This is a genomic window from Streptomyces sp. C10-9-1 (assembly GCF_024497955.1).
Taxonomy (GTDB): domain Bacteria; phylum Actinomycetota; class Actinomycetes; order Streptomycetales; family Streptomycetaceae; genus Streptomyces; species Streptomyces sanyensis.
Genome location: NZ_JANHKP010000016.1, coordinates 49,148 through 63,082 on the forward strand (window position 1 = coordinate 49,148; position 13,935 = coordinate 63,082).

12 protein-coding genes and 1 tRNA gene are annotated in these 13,935 nt (G+C 74.5%); 4 read left to right on the top strand and 9 right to left on the bottom strand.

What is annotated here, in order from left to right:
* Positions 1–5: 5 nt before the first annotated feature.
* From NPS70_RS22445 to NPS70_RS22455, 3 genes are all read right to left on the bottom strand, one after another.
* Positions 6–668: an SCO family protein gene (locus NPS70_RS22445; RefSeq protein WP_256526175.1), complete on the bottom strand. Its 663-nt coding sequence runs from the start codon at positions 666–668 to the stop codon at positions 6–8.
* A 33-nt stretch (positions 669–701) separates the two neighbouring features.
* Entirely contained in the window at positions 702–1,445 is a 744-nt protein-coding gene (locus NPS70_RS22450) for a YcnI family protein (RefSeq protein ID WP_256526176.1), read from the bottom strand.
* A 92-nt stretch (positions 1,446–1,537) separates the two neighbouring features.
* Positions 1,538–2,326: a hypothetical protein gene (locus tag NPS70_RS22455; protein WP_256526177.1), complete on the bottom strand. Its 789-nt coding sequence runs from the start codon at positions 2,324–2,326 to the stop codon at positions 1,538–1,540.
* A 264-nt stretch (positions 2,327–2,590) separates the two neighbouring features.
* Between NPS70_RS22455 and NPS70_RS22460 the strand changes: the two genes are divergently transcribed.
* Entirely contained in the window at positions 2,591–3,070 is a 480-nt protein-coding gene (locus tag NPS70_RS22460; protein ID WP_256526178.1) for an ATP-binding protein, read from the top strand.
* A gap of 69 nt (positions 3,071–3,139) precedes the next feature.
* Here NPS70_RS22460 and NPS70_RS22465 read toward each other — a convergent pair whose 3' ends face one another.
* Together NPS70_RS22465 and NPS70_RS22470 are read right to left on the bottom strand one after the other, a co-directional pair.
* Positions 3,140–4,594, bottom strand: coding sequence for an aminopeptidase P family protein (locus NPS70_RS22465; protein WP_256526179.1), 1,455 nt, complete (start codon positions 4,592–4,594; stop codon positions 3,140–3,142).
* Positions 4,595–4,732: 138 nt separating this feature from the next.
* Complete coding sequence (locus NPS70_RS22470; RefSeq protein WP_256526180.1) at positions 4,733–6,205, bottom strand: PP2C family protein-serine/threonine phosphatase; 1,473 nt, start codon at positions 6,203–6,205, stop codon at positions 4,733–4,735.
* A gap of 543 nt (positions 6,206–6,748) precedes the next feature.
* On the opposite strand from NPS70_RS22470, the gene NPS70_RS22475 reads away from it, so the two are divergent.
* A complete protein-coding gene (locus NPS70_RS22475) occupies positions 6,749–7,507 on the top strand; it encodes a bifunctional DNA primase/polymerase (RefSeq protein WP_256526181.1) in 759 nt (252 codons plus the stop codon).
* A gap of 689 nt (positions 7,508–8,196) precedes the next feature.
* Here NPS70_RS22475 and NPS70_RS22480 read toward each other — a convergent pair.
* The 3 genes from NPS70_RS22480 to NPS70_RS22490 all read right to left on the bottom strand — a co-directional run bounded on the left by NPS70_RS22480 (position 8,197) and on the right by NPS70_RS22490 (position 10,865).
* Positions 8,197–9,189: a DUF5926 family protein gene (locus NPS70_RS22480; RefSeq protein ID WP_256526182.1), complete on the bottom strand. Its 993-nt coding sequence runs from the start codon at positions 9,187–9,189 to the stop codon at positions 8,197–8,199.
* A 211-nt stretch (positions 9,190–9,400) separates the two neighbouring features.
* Positions 9,401–9,997 (bottom strand): ATP-binding protein, encoded by a 597-nt coding sequence (locus tag NPS70_RS22485; RefSeq protein WP_256526183.1) that lies wholly within the window; start codon positions 9,995–9,997, stop codon positions 9,401–9,403.
* Between the two features lie 52 nt (positions 9,998–10,049).
* Complete coding sequence (locus tag NPS70_RS22490; protein WP_256526184.1) at positions 10,050–10,865, bottom strand: glycerophosphodiester phosphodiesterase; 816 nt, start codon at positions 10,863–10,865, stop codon at positions 10,050–10,052.
* 268 nt (positions 10,866–11,133) lie between these two features.
* On the opposite strand from NPS70_RS22490, the gene NPS70_RS22495 reads away from it, so the two are divergent.
* Positions 11,134–12,621, top strand: a complete 1,488-nt coding sequence (locus tag NPS70_RS22495; protein ID WP_256526185.1) for a trypsin-like peptidase domain-containing protein — start codon at positions 11,134–11,136, stop codon at positions 12,619–12,621.
* Positions 12,622–12,698: 77 nt separating this feature from the next.
* Positions 12,699–12,783, top strand: a tRNA-Ser gene (locus NPS70_RS22500).
* Between the two features lie 148 nt (positions 12,784–12,931).
* Here NPS70_RS22500 and NPS70_RS22505 read toward each other — a convergent pair.
* Entirely contained in the window at positions 12,932–13,924 is a 993-nt protein-coding gene (locus NPS70_RS22505; RefSeq protein ID WP_256526186.1) for a tyrosine-type recombinase/integrase, read from the bottom strand.
* Positions 13,925–13,935: the final 11 nt, after the last annotated feature.

Below are 13,935 nucleotides of genomic sequence, written 5' to 3' on the forward strand. Positions count from 1 at the left end.
GCGCCTCACGGCTTCTCCCCCTTCACCAGCTTGGGCAGGTCCTTCGCCCAGGTGTCCGCGTCGGTGTCCTCGCCGTAGAAGACGTAGCCCTGGTCGGTCTTCGGGGAGAAGGCGATGACCTGGGCGCCGTGCATCGACTCGACGGTGCCGTCGGGGTTCTTCTTCGGCGGGTCGATGCCGATGTGCAGCTCCCGCGCCCCGGCCTGGATGGTCTCGAAGTCGCCGGTGAGGCCGATGAAGGACGGGTCGCCCGCGCTCGGCAGCCACGAGGCGAGCTCCTCGGCGGTGTCCCGCTCGGGGTCGGTGGTCACGAAGACGACCTGGAGCCGGTCGCGGTCGGCCTCGGGGAGCTGCTTCACGGCGATGGCGAGGTTGCTCATCGTCAGCGGGCAGACGTCGGGGCAGTGGGTGTAGCCGAAGTAGATCAGGGTCGGCCTGCCCTTGGTCCGCTCCCGCAGGTCGAAGCTCTCGCCGCGGGTGTCGGTGAGGACGAGGTCGGGCTTGGTGTACGGAGCGTCCAGCACGGTCGCCGCCTTGGTCTTCGGCTGCGCCGAGACCTCGAAGGCGGAGCCCGTACCGGAGGCGTCGGTACCGCCCGTCGAGCAGGCGGTCAGGGCCAGCGCGGCGGCCGCGAGGAACGCGGCCGCCGGCAGGTGCTTCTTGCGCATGGTGCGAGTGTCCCGTCGTGGGTGAGGGGGGCTTCAGGCGCGGCGGCGGCCGGCGAGGACGCCGAAGGCCACGCCCGCGGCGCCGACGGCGATGCCGACGCCGCCGAGGATCCGGGCGGTCGGGTCGCTGCCGTCGGCGGAGGCGGCGGCCTGCTCCGCCTCGGCGCCGTGCGAGCCGTCCTCCCCGTCCTTCTCGTCCTGCGCGGCGGTGTCCGCGGACCCGCCGCCGTGGTGGTCGCCGGTGGCGGCGGACAGGGCCAGGACCGGGGCGGGGGCCTCGGGCTCCTCGCCGCCCTCGACCGGGGCCTCGATCCAGCGGACGACCTCCTTGTTGTCGTAGGTCTGGACGGCCTTGAAGACCAGCTGGTCGGCGTCCTCGGGGAGGCGGCCCAGGGACACCGGGAACTGCTGGAAGTAGCCGGGCTCGATCTTCGAGCCGTCGGAGGTCCAGGTGACCTTGGTGACGGCCTCGGTGATCTGCTTGCCGTGCACCTCCAGCGGCTTGTCGAGGGTCTCCTTGGTGATCTCGACCTTCCAGCCGGGCACGGCCTGCGGCGTCACCGAGGACAGCGGGTGCTCGGCGGGCATGGAGACCTCGAGCTTGACGGTCGAGGCGTTGTCCCGCTCGTTGGGGACCTTGAAGTTGACGGTGGCGTAGCCGCCCTTGGCGGCCTCGCCCTGCGGCTGGACGGTGACGTGCGCGAAGGCCGTGCCGGAGAGGGCGAGGACGGAGACGGCGGCCGCGGTGGCGGTGGCGGCGACACGGGAAACGTTCATGGGAAAGCACTCCACGGTGGGAAGAAGGCGGGATGTGCCGTGCGCGGACGCGCGGGGGCACGGCGGCTCCGCTCCCGTCGAGCGAGCCGCGTTCAGGCGACGAGTGCGAAGGCGGGCGGGGGCCCGCGCCTGATCACCGTGTGCTGGAGTACCGCGCCGCGGGCCGCGGGCGGAGGGCCCTGCGCGGGGGGCGCCAGAGAGGGGGCCGGAGCCGCGCCGGTGGCACCCGCGCACAGGGCCGCGACGAGCGTCAGCGCGGCCCGCAGCGAGCGCAGCCGGGCCGTCTCGGCCAGTTCCTGCGCCGAGTCGGCGGAGAGCAGCATCAGACGGACCAGCGCCCGGTCGCCGCGCCGCATGAGCAGCCCCGTGGCCACGGCGGCCAGCAGATGGGCGAGCAGCATGGCGAGCGAGGGCAGCTGCCCGTCCGCGGCGGCCGTTCCGGCGGCGTGGGCGCCGTGCACGGCGTCCGCCGGGTCGAAGCCGGCCGTGGTCACGATGCGCCGCGCGTCGGCCGGGGTGAGGGAGGCGGGAGTGCCCCCGCACACCAGCTTGGCGGCGACCCTGACCAGGGCGTCGTCCGCCGTCGGGGCGAGGTGCAACCGGGTCTGGGCGGCCCCGAACAGGCCGTGCAGGCTCAGCTGCCCGCCGGTGAGCACCAGGGCGATGGCGGGCAGCGAGCGCTGCCGCCCCGCGAAGGGCAGGACCAGCGCGAAGACGCCCGCGAAGCCCCCGGCCAGGGCCCAGGCCGGCACGCCCTCGCAGGCGGCCAGCGCATGTCCCGTCCCGGACAGCACGACGCAGACCGCGGCGAAGACCGCGGCCCTCAGCAGCCGGAGACCGACCCCGGTGCGTGCGCGGTGCACGACGGACGTGGAGGACATGGCCGGGTCATCATCCCACTGGCCCCGCGGGCCCCGTACGGCAGGTCCCAAAGATCCGGTTTGCCGAGTCCGGGCCGTTGCCCGGTCCGTCCCGCCGGCCCCGGGCACGGCCCCGGGGAACTCGGGCAGGGTGGGCGCCCGGACCGGTCCGCACCCCTGCCGCCCGCCCGCCGAACGGGCGCCGCCGCCGTCTTCGCGGGCGTACCGGCGGGGGGTTCGGGCAATACGTATCGGTATGTCGAGCCGCGATCGGGAGGCTGGAGCATGAGCATCTGGTGGTCGCTGTGCCTGCGGCGCGATGCCGCCAGCGTCCCGCTGGCCCGCCGGCTGTTCCTGGGCACCATGGAGACCGCAGGCGTCGACCCCGAGGTCTGCCACGACCTGTCCGTCGCGCTCACCGAGGCCTGTGCCAACGCGGTCGAGCACGGCGGCGGGACGCCCGGTGCGCACGGCCCGGAGGAGTTCCGGGTGACGGCCTACCTGGACGGCGAGAGGTGCCGCATCGAGGTGGCGGACTCGGGGCCCGGCTTCGCACCGCGGAGCGCGTCCGCCCACGGCCCCCACGGCCCCCACGGCCCCCTCGGGCGCCGGGCGCCGGCCGACGCGGAGAGCGGCCGGGGCCTCGGCCTCATCGCGCACCTGGCCGACCACGTCCAGGTGCGCACCGGCCCGGGGCGGGGGTCCGTGGTCAGCTTCGACAGGCTCCTCACCTGGCGGGATGGCGCCCCGCTGGCGGCGGTCTGAGCCGCGGGGGCGCGCCACCGGGACCGTCCCCGGTGGCGCGCCCCCGCCGCCTCGTGCGCTCTCCGGCGGTCAGCCCTGGAGCGCGGCCATCCACGCCTCGACCTCGCCGGAGCGGCGGGGCAGCGCCGCCGAGAGGTTCCGGTTGCCGTCCTCGGTCACCAGGATGTCGTCCTCGATGCGGACGCCGATGCCCCGGTACTCCTCGGGCACGGTCAGGTCGTCCGCCTGGAAGTACAGGCCGGGCTCGACGGTCAGGCACATGCCGGGCTCCAGCGTGCTGTCCACATAGGACTCGGTGCGGGCCGCGGCGCAGTCGTGGACGTCCATGCCGAGCATGTGACCGGTGCCGTGCAGCGTCCAGCGGCGCTGGAGGCCGAGCTCCAGGACCCGCTCGACCGGGCCCTCGACCAGGCCCCACTCGACGAGCTTCGCGGCCAGCACCCGCTGGGCGGCGTCGTGGAAGTCGCGGTACTTGGCGCCGGGCCGCACGGCGGCGATCCCGGCCTCCTGGGCCTCGTAGACCGCGTCGTAGATCTTCCGCTGGAGGTCGCTGTAGCGGCCGTTGACCGGCAGCGTGCGGGTGACGTCCGCCGTGTAGAGCGTCGTGGTCTCCACGCCCGCGTCGAGCAGCAGCAGGTCGCCGGAGCGGACCGGGCCGTCGTTGCGCACCCAGTGCAGCGTGGTGGCGTGCGGGCCGGAGGCGCAGATCGAGCCGTAGCCGACGTCGTTGCCCTCGACGCGGGCGCGCAGGAAGAAGGTGCCCTCGATGTAGCGCTCGCTGGTGGCCTGGGCCTTGTCGAGCACCCTGACGACGTCCTCGAAGCCGCGGGTCGTCGAGTCGCAGGCCCTCTGCAGCTCGCCGATCTCGAAGTCGTCCTTCACCAGCCGGGCCTCGGAGAGGACGACGCGCAGCTCCTCGTCGCGCTCGGCGGTCACCTTGTCGGTCAGGGCGGCCTCGATCCCGGCGTCGTGGCCGCGGACCACGCGGACCGGGCCGGTCGCCTCCCGCAGGGCCTCCGGCAGCTCGCGGACGTCCCGCGCGGGCAGGCCGAGCAACTGCTCGGCCTCGGCCAGCGAGTGGCGGCGGCCCACCCACAGCTCGCCCTGGCCGGACAGCCAGAACTCGCCGTTCTCCCGTTCGGACCGGGGCAGCAGGTGCACCGTCGCCTCGTGGCCGTCCGCGGTGGGCTCCAGGACGAGCACGCCGTCCTCGGTCTGGTCGCCGGTGAGGTAGGCGTACTCGGTGGAGGCGCGGAAGCTGTACTCGGTGTCGTTGGAGCGGGTCTTCAGATTGCCCGCGGGGACCACCAGGCGCTCACCGGGGAAGCGTGCGGAGAGCGCCGCGCGCCGGGCCGCCGCGTGGCCGGCCTGGGGGACGGGCTCCAGGTCGCGCAGCTCGGTGTCGGCCCAGCCCTGGGTCATGTTCTCGGCCAGCTCGTCGGACACGCCCGGGTACAGGCCGTTCTTGCGCTGCTTGATCGGCTGCTCTTCTTCCGGGGTCTCCGGGGTGAGCTCCTCCGCCACGTCTGCCTCCTCGGCCTTGGGGCCGCTCGCGATACGACTCGGGGCCTCCCGGTGGCGGGGTTCCGCTCACCGGGGGGACGGTTCCATCGTATGTGCGGGGGGAAGACGGCCTCGCCCGGTCCGGGCGACTGTGAGGAATCAGTCGAAACGGGCGGCGAGCAGTACGGCCTCCTGTGCTCCGCCGCTCCCTCCGCCCCCTTCCGGGAGGACCGCGTCCATCACATGGCCGACGAGGGCCGACGGGTCCTCCCGCACCGGCCTCGGGGCGCCCGCCGCCGCCGCGTGGAGCCGCGCGAAGGCCCGGTCCATGGGCTCCCCGGTGCGCCGCAGCAGCCCGTCCGTGTAGAGCAGCACCGTTTCTCCGGGGGCCGGGGACAGCTCCACGCTGGGAGCCTCCCAGCAGGCCAGCATCCCCAGCGGGGCCGAGAGGGAGGTCTCGACGAACTCGGCCCGCCGGTCGCCGACGACCAGCGGCGGGGTGTGGCCCGCGCTCGCCAGAACGATCCTGCGTGCCGCGGGCTCCGCGTAGGCGAACAGCGCGGTCGCCGTGCGGGCGGGCTCCGTCAGCCGCAGCAGCAGCTCCAGGTCGGACAGGACGGCGACCGGGTCCTCCCCCTCCATCACGGCGTAGGCCCGCAGCGAGGCGCGGAGGCGGCCCATCGCGGCGAGCGCGCCCGGACCGGAGCCGCCGACCGAGCCGACGGCGAGGCCCAGCGCCCCGTCGGGCAGCGGCAGGGCGTCGTACCAGTCGCCGCCGCCCCGCTCGCCCGCCCGGTGCCGGACGGCGAGGGACACCCCCGGCACCCGGGGCAGCCGGCCGGGCAGCAGCCCGTCGGCGACCGCGGCCACGGTGGCGCGCGCCCGCTCCAGTTCGAGCAGGCGGGCCAGGTGCCCGGTGGCGAACCTCATGTAGAGGCCGATGAGGTGAACCTGCCGCTCGACGGGCTCGGCGGGCTCGTCGTAGAGCCACACGGCCGCGCCGAGCGTGCCCGACTCCTCGCCGGCCAGGGGGGCCGTGTAGCTGGCCGCGTAGCCGAGGCGCCGTGCCACCTCGCGCTGCCGGGGGTGGAGGTCCTCGGAGAGCAGGTCCGGGTGGGCCACCGGCTCCGGGACCGGGCGGGCCGTGCGGCCCCGGTCCAGCATCGCGCCGTACGCGGTGGCCTCGCGCGGCACCGTCTCGATGTGTCCGAGGTCGGCGCGGCTGAGCCCGAGGCCCCTGGTCAGGGTGCGGCTCGTCTCGGGAGGGAGCGAGCCGTCGAGTGCGGGGTCCCGGGGCGGCTCCAGGACGACCAGCCCGCGGCGGGCGCCGGCCAGGGCCGCTCCCGCGTTCAGCAGCTCCTCCAGCGCGCCGTCCACCGTGCCCGTCCGCGCCAGCCGCTCGGTGAGCTCGTGGAGCGTCGTCAGGTCGGAGACCCAGCCGGCCAGACGGTCCTGGATCAGGGCGCCCGGGGGAGGGTCGGGGGGGAGCGGGGGGAGGGGTGCGGAAGTCTGAGAGGGGGAGGGCACCATGGAGCTGATTCCGGCCACATTCGGTCGGTGTGGGGCGTTCATCGCCGCCGGCTTTCCGGCAGGAGCGTTTCGCTGAATAGCATCGCAAACCCCTAGGTCCATCTGCGCCGCTACCTATGCATCCACATCTACACGCAGTCGCAAGGTGATGTCCAGCATTGCCCCGGTGGGTTTGATGGTGTTCGTGAGGCTGCTAACTTGGCTGAAAAATGCACCTGATGGGCGATGTCTGCGGTCGACTGAGGGCGTTCGACAGGGGGATCCCGGGGCTCTCATCCCGGGGAAGCGTCATGGCAAGCGGGCTGGGTACGTGTACGTAGACGGTGACGGCGAGGGGCAGTTGGTCCGCCCCGGAACCTGACGGCGGGCACAGGCGTCCTCGACGGTCGAGGGCCGTGCCCCATCCTCGACCCGACGGGAGCGTTCCGTTCCGGACGCACACGCCGGGAGCCATCCCTCACCGCGCGTTCCATGGACCTCAGCCGACGTTCGGCCCGGGCGGCACCCCCGCCGCCGGTGGACCGGGTGGCCCGAGCCCCGCGGTACCGGGGGCGGCACGCCGATCAGTGCGCATGTGTACGCACAGTGAACTCATGCACGTGTAGTGATGTGGACCCGGCGTTCAACGGAAAGGAACGAGCGCACATGCGCGAGATCCTCGGAAGGCGACGCAGGCTTCGGCACCGCCCGCAGAAGGGGCCCGACCAGCTCGACGCGGCGCTCACCAGCGCCGTCGCCTGGGGCTGGCCCGTCCTGCCGGGTGCGGAACGGAGCACCGCGGCGGACCCGGACGACGACTTCGTCGGGGACGGCGGGCGCGACTGCTCCTGCCCCGACCCCGAGTGCGCCGTACCCGGCGCACATCCCTTCGACCCCGGACTCCTCGCGGCCACCACCGACGAGCGCATGGTCCGCTGGTGGTGGGGCAACCGGCCGACCGCCCCGGTCATCCTGGCCACCGGAGGCCGCGCCCCCTGCGCGGTCAGCCTGCCCGCGGTCGCCGCGGCCCGCGCACTGGCCGCGCTGGACGACCGCGACCTGCGCCTGGGGCCGGTCGTGGCCGCACCCGAGCGGTGGTCGCTGCTGGTCGCCCCCTACGGCCTGGAGCGTCTCGGGGAACTGCTCTACGCCAAGGACCACGTACCCGGCTCGCTGCGCTTCCACGGCGAGGGCGGCTACCTCGCCCTCCCGCCGTCGCTCACGGGTTCGGGAACCGTGCGCTGGGAGCGTGCGCCCCTGCCGGGCTCGGCCGCACCCTGGCTGCCCGACGTGGAGGCCGTCATCGACGCCCTGGTCGAGGCCAGCGTGGAGGAGGGGGAACCCGGCGCGGGGGACACCCTCCGGCCGCCGGGCGGTCAGGTCTTCCCGCCGGAGCCGGGCGAGGGCAGCCGGCTCGCCCACTGAGCGGGGCGGCCCGGCGCCGCCTCCCGCGGGTCCCCCGGGCACGCGGCCCGGGGGCGGCCCTCCGGTAGCCCGGGCCCCGGGGCGGGGCCCCCGTGTGGGCCCGGTGGGTCCGCGCGTGCGCACCGCCGGTCGGCCCGGCGGGGAAGGACGGCGGATGGTACCCGAGGCCGGACGGTCTCCCCGGCCCGCGCGGTGGGGGCGATGTGGGCCGGAACTCGCTCCCGGGAGCGGGCCGGGACTCCGCGTCGACCACGGCACCGCGGCGGCGCCGGCGGACCGCGCGGGTACCACCCGTACGGCGGCGGCCCGCAGGCGTGCGGGTGACCGCGTCGACCGGAGTGTGTCGACCGGAGTGTGCGGAACCTCCACCGCGGAATACGGGGCGTCTCCTGCCCGGCCCTTACCGACTGCTTGCGGAGTTCACCGCCCCGGAGTTCGACGGGGCCGGCTGCTGCGACGCGTGGAGAGCAACTCCCCCCAGGGCAACGGGTGTTGGGACGGCCGTTGCTCCCGGGAAATGGAAACGCCCGGTCGCTGGCGACGGGGGATGCACCAGCGACCGGGCTTCCAGAACGGTAACAAGAGATCTGCGTTCCGCAAATTCGATCTCTCGTATTCGGACAGGGATTTACCTTCCCGGAGAGCGAGTTGTGACTGGCATCACCCGCGGCTCCCGGGCCGTGCCGCGCTCAGCTCAGGGTGACCTGGCGGTTGGTGAGACCGCCGCGGGCACGGCGCTCCTCGGCCGTGAGCGGGGTGCCGTCGGCCAGGGCCGACGCCAGCCGCTCGGCGAACTCCGCCGCGGGCTTCTCGCAGTCCTCGGCGCCCATCCCGGTCGGCAGGTCCCACACGGGGACGACCAGGCCGTGCGCACGGAAGGAGCCGACCAGGCGGGTGCCCTCCCCGAGCGAGGACGCACCGGCGGCGTGCAGCCGCGCCAGGGCGTCGAGCAGGCGCTCCTCCGGGTGCGGCATGACCCAGCGCAGGTGGTTCTTCTCCGGCGTCTCGCACCAGTAGGCGGAGTCCACCCCGGCGAGCTTCACGGTCGGGATCGCCGCGGCGTTCGCCCGCTCCAGGGAGGCGGCCACCTCGGAGGAGGCCTGCTCGGCGGAGTCCGGCACCCAGAACTCGAAGCCGGAGTGCACCGTCGGCTCGAAGGGCGCCTCGGGGTCCAGCAGGTCCTGCAGCCGCGCCGCGCCCTCCTCGGCACGGCCACCGGTCACCGGAGTCCCCGGCTCGGCCGCCAGCGCCCTGGTCAGGGTGGAGGCGAGGTCGCGGCTGAGGTCGCCGGACGGCGTGTCGTTCTGGAGGCCGACCAGCACGGAGCCGTCGTCCCGGCGCAGCGCGGGCCAGGCCATCGGCAGGACCGTCGCCAGGGTCACGGACGGCACTCCCTCGGGCAGGCCGTCCTTGAGCGACAGCTCCACGGTCGCGGCGGGCACCAGTTCGCGCAGTGCCACCCAGTCGCACTCCCCGGCCAGGCCCTCGAACGGGCGCTGGACCAGCTCGGTCACGGAGTGGCTCGCGGCGCGCCCGTGGCACGCCTTGTAGCGGCGGCCCGAGCCGCAGGGGCAGGGCTCGCGGGCGCCCACGACGGGCACGGGCTCGTTCGCTCCTGCGGAGCGTGCCCCGGCCGTGGTCCGAGGCTTCGTCGCCTTCGTCTGGGGGCGCTTCTTGGCCATGGTGTGGCTATCTCCCGATTGCGGCGGTGCGGTGTCGGCGCGAGCCTAGCCGCATGCCGCCGCGCCCGGGGCGCACTGCCGGGCATCGCGCGCGGGAGCACCCCGCGGGCTGCTCCCCGGACGGCCGCACGCGTGTCCGCGAGCCCCTCCCCGGGCGCATCGCGATCGGCGCGCCGGGCGCGTCCCGCCCCGGGACCGGCGCCGCACGCGCTCAGAGGTCGTCGAAGGCGTCCGCGAAGCCGAAGGACGGACCGCCCACCCGCGTCGCGAAGTCCTCCCGGCGGTGACCCGCCGCCAGGACCACCCAGACGGTGACCTCGCCCCCCAGGCCGTCCCGCACGCCCCACTCCCGGGCCAGTGCCGAGATGATGTTCAACCCGCGGCCGCCGCGTGCCGTCACCGAGGGCGTCGACGGGACGGGTCGGGTCGGCCCGCCCCCGTCCGTCACCTCCACCGTGAGCCCGCCCGTCCCGTCGACGCGCCAGGCCGCCACCACATCGCCCTCGCCCGCGTCCGCGGCCCCGAGCGGCCTGCCGTGCCGGCAGGCATTGCTCAAGAGCTCCGACAGGACGAGAACCGCATCGTCGACGACCGAGTCGGATACACCGCCGAGGAGCAACTGCTCACGCATCCGGCGCCGTGCCCGCCCTACGCCGGCAGGGCCGTGGGGCACGGCCATGCTCGACGACGTGGGCACCTCCTGTGCCACCACCAACGCCACCCCCGAGACCTCCTTTGCCCCACGCCACGGTGTGGATGCCCTCCCGGACCGTGCCGGAAACCGGCCAAGCGCGCAGGCGTGACGCATTCGACATGTGTGGCCACGCAGTGAATGCGCCGGTGCACTCCCCGTGATCGGCTCAGCCGCGGCCCAGCTGGGACAGGACCGGCCCCGGGCGGTTGGTGATGATCGCCTCGACGCCGAGGCCGACGCACAGCTCCACGTCCTCGGGCTCGTTCACCGTCCACACGTGCACGGAGTGCCCCGCAGCCCGCAGCCGCTCCACCACGCCCGGGTGGCTGCGGACCATGCGGATCCCCGGGCCGGCGATACGGGAGCCCGCGGGGAGCCGGCCGTCGCGCACCCGGGGCGTGGCGAACTGCATCAGGTAGACGGTGGGCACGGTCGGCGCCGCGGCAGCCACCCGGTGCAGCGACCGCGCGGAGAAGCTCATGATCCGCACCGGGGACTCCTCCGGTGAGGGCGGCGCCGCCAGCCCGAAGCGGCCCAGCAGCGTCAGCAGGCGCTCCTCCACCTGACCGGCCCAGCGGGTCGGATGCTTCGTCTCGATCGCGAGCTCCACCCGCCGCCCCGCGTCGGAGACCAGCTCCAGCAGCCGCTCCAGGGTCAGCACCGAGGTGAGCGAGGGGTCCTTCCAGTCGGGGCTCTCCGGGGCGTCCTTCCAGGAGCCGAAGTCCAGGGTCGCGAGGTCGGCGAGTTCCAGCGCCGAGACGGCGCCGCGGCCGTTGGAGGTCCGGTCGACCCGGCGGTCGTGCACGCAGACGAGATGCCCGTCCGCGGTGAGCCGCACATCGCACTCGAGGGCGTCCGCCCCGTCCTCGATCGCCTTGCGGTACGCGGCGAGGGTGTGCTCCGGGGCGTCCTCGGACGCGCCCCGGTGGGCGACGACCTGGATCCCGGACTGGCTCCGGCGGGGCTGAGGTGCTGAGGTCACCGCGTCATGGTGTCACCGGAACGGGGCAGACGGAGCAGGGGATCCGCCAGCCGCCCCGCCCCGGCCTCCGGCCCTCCCGGAGATGCGGGCGTTTTGCCGGAAGTAAAGGATTGCCGCGATACACACAGGTCCTGCTTACAGTGGCCTGACGTGCGGTGGGAAAGGCTGGTCGGCGGACATGTGCTCAACGTGCCCCGTCCGGCACCGGAGCCCGTCCGCCGGCGCGGGCCGAGCCGTATACCGATGTGGAATCTGAGGAGACACAGCTGTGAGCACCGAGAACGAGGGCAACACGGAACCGGCAGCCCCGTCCGTACCGCCTCGGCCGGAGAATGCTCCCGCGACGCCCCCCGCCCCCGGCTCCCCGGAGGGACGGGCCCCCGCGGGCCCGGCCGCCCCCGGCCCGGAGCCCGTGCCCGGGGCCTACGGGGACGACGCCGCACCCGGGCCCCGGCCCGACGGCGCGGCGACGCCGCCTCCCCACCCCGCGTCCCCGTCGGGCACCCCCGCACCGGCTCCGACCGGTGCCCCGCACCAGGCGGGCGGCGCCGGCTGGCCGCCGCCCCCGTCCGGACTCCCCTCCCACGGCGGGGGCGACGGCGGGCCCGTGTGGGGCGCGCCCGCCGCCGCCCCCGCGCCCCGCCGCCGCCCGGGCGGCCTGGTCGCCGCCGTCCTGGTGGCCGCGCTCGTCGCGGGCGGTGTCGGCGGCGGCATCGGCTACTGGGCCGCCGAACGCAGCGACGGCGGCTCCACCACCGTCTCCGCCGCCGCCCCCCGCTCCCTGGAACGGGAGCCCGGCAGCGTCGCCGCCGTGGCGGGCAAGGCCCTGCCCAGCGTGGTGACCATCGAGGCCGCGGCGGGCGGCGGTCCCGGGGGCGAGGCCGGCACCGGAACCGGCTTCGTCTACGACAAGGAAGGCCACATCCTCACCAACAACCACGTGGTGGAGTCCGCGGCCGACGGCGGCACGCTCTCCGCGACCTTCTCCGACGGCAAGACCTACGACGCCGAGGTCGTCGGCCGGGCCCAGGGCTACGACGTGGCGGTGCTCAAGCTCAAGAACGCGCCCGCCGGGCTGGTCCCGCTGCCGCTGGGCGACTCGGACAAGGTCGCCGTCGGCGACTCCACCATCGCGATCGGCGCGCCCTTCGGGCTGTCGAACACCGTCACCACCGGCATCATCAGCGCCAAGAACCGCCCGGTCGCCTCCGGCGACGGCTCCAGCGGCAAGAACTCCTACATGAGCGCGTTGCAGACCGACGCGTCCATCAACCCCGGCAACTCCGGCGGCCCGCTCCTCGACTCCGGCGGGGCGGTCATCGGCATCAACTCGGCCATCCAGTCGGCGGGCAACGGCTTCGGCCAGTCCCAGGCGGGCTCCATCGGCCTCGGCTTCGCCATCCCCGTCAACCAGGCGACGACCGTCGCCCAGCAGCTCATCAGGACCGGCACACCCGTCTACCCCGTGATCGGCGCCACCGTCGACATGTCGGGCCAGGGCGACGGGGCCCGCATCGCGCAGGAGGGCGCGGGCGGCACCGAGCCGGTCACCCCCGACGGCCCCGCGGCGCAGGCGGGTCTCCGGCCCGGTGACGTCATCACCGGCTTCGACGGCGAGCCCGTGGACAGCGGTCCGACGCTCATCAGCGAGATCTGGACCCACAAGCCGGGTGACCGGGTGACCCTCACCTACGAGCGCGACGGCCAGGAGCGCACGGCCGAGCTGACCCTCGGCGAACGCAAGGGCGACCGCTGACCCCTTCGGCCGCCCCACGCGGCCGGGCGGCGCCGGGTAGTCTGTAGCCCGCTCCGGCCCGTCGGGCCCGGGGCGCGGGTGGGTTGCCCGAGCGGCCTAAGGGAACGGTCTTGAAAACCGTCGTGGCGCAAGTCACCGTGGGTTCAAATCCCACACCCACCGCTTGCAGGTCAGAGAACTGGCTGGTCAGAGGGCGGGTCCCGGATTCCGGGGCCCGCCCTCGGTGTTCACCCTGTCTCACCCCATGCCGCCCGATTCCCGGTGTTGACCAGGGCGTGTGGCCAACCTGTGGCCAGGCTGGCCACGGCCGTCATGCGTCCCGGCGGGCTTCCAGAGCGGCATCGATCATGCGGTTCGATGCGTCCTGGTGGCCCCGGAGCAGCTTCGCGTAGAACTTCCACAGGACGGCCGGACTGTGGCCGGCCCGACGGGCCACCTCCACGGGATCCACGCCAGCCTTGATCCACAGTGAGACGCAGGCATGCCGCAGGGAGTACGGCACGTCCGCGAGGGGCGTCCCGGCCTCCTCGGCGGACAGGGCCTTTCCCCGGGCCGCCTGCCACAGCTCCGTGTACTCCGTGGACCGGACGCGTCCTCCGCGTACCGCACGGAAGAGCAGCCCGTCCGGGGCCGTTCCGTGTTCGTCCAGGTGCGCGCGCAGCATCGCGACCAGCACGGGTGGAATCGGGACCGGACGGGTGGCCCTGCGCGCCCTGCGCTTCAACCCGCGCTCCTCGTAGGACTTCCCGTCGTCCGTCCATCCGGACCCGACCTCCGGGCGGCTCCTGGACAGCACCAGCTCGCCCCAGCCCTGCGCTGGCAGCTTGCAGTTGCTCCGCTTCAGACCGGCGACCTCGGCGGGCCGGAGAGCGGCGTAGTACATGCACCCGAAGAAGGCGTGCAGATGCCGTCCCCTGGAGCTGACGTCCGCCACGGCCGCCAGCAGGTCACGCGCCTGCTCAGGCCCGGGGACGAACTGGAAATCGACCTCGTCCGTCGTCTCCGGGGGCGACCAGTCGATGCGGTCCAACGGGTTCGCCGCCAGCAGGTCGCGCTCGATGGCATAGCGGAAGGCGTTGCTGAGGACGGCCCGCTTCCTACGGACCGTGTTGTCCGCGGCCTGCTTCCCGGCGAGCGTCCTGGACAGCGCCCGAAGGGCGCCCCGCACGTTGTCCGACTCGGCTATGTCCACCACCTTCAGCGAGTGGTCCGACACCCACGCCAGAGCCCGACGAACCTCGACGGGTGGTTCCACCGCGTCCTTGCGGCAGATGTGGTCACCGGTCTCAGGGTCCAGCACCATGCGGAACGCCC

Coding starts and splice junctions, on each gene's coding strand:
- NPS70_RS22445 (WP_256526175.1), bottom strand. CDS start 668: ATGCGCAAGAAGCACCTGCCGGCGGCCGCGTTCCTCGCGGCCGCCGCG.
- NPS70_RS22450 (WP_256526176.1), bottom strand. CDS start 1,445: ATGAACGTTTCCCGTGTCGCCGCCACCGCCACCGCGGCCGCCGTCTCC.
- NPS70_RS22455 (WP_256526177.1), bottom strand. CDS start 2,326: ATGTCCTCCACGTCCGTCGTGCACCGCGCACGCACCGGGGTCGGTCTC.
- NPS70_RS22460 (WP_256526178.1), top strand. CDS start 2,591: ATGAGCATCTGGTGGTCGCTGTGCCTGCGGCGCGATGCCGCCAGCGTC.
- NPS70_RS22470 (WP_256526180.1), bottom strand. CDS start 6,205: ATGGACCTAGGGGTTTGCGATGCTATTCAGCGAAACGCTCCTGCCGGA.
- NPS70_RS22475 (WP_256526181.1), top strand. CDS start 6,749: ATGCGCGAGATCCTCGGAAGGCGACGCAGGCTTCGGCACCGCCCGCAG.
- NPS70_RS22480 (WP_256526182.1), bottom strand. CDS start 9,189: ATGGCCAAGAAGCGCCCCCAGACGAAGGCGACGAAGCCTCGGACCACG.
- NPS70_RS22485 (WP_256526183.1), bottom strand. CDS start 9,997: ATGCGTCACGCCTGCGCGCTTGGCCGGTTTCCGGCACGGTCCGGGAGG.
- NPS70_RS22505 (WP_256526186.1), bottom strand. CDS start 13,924: ATGGTGCTGGACCCTGAGACCGGTGACCACATCTGCCGCAAGGACGCG.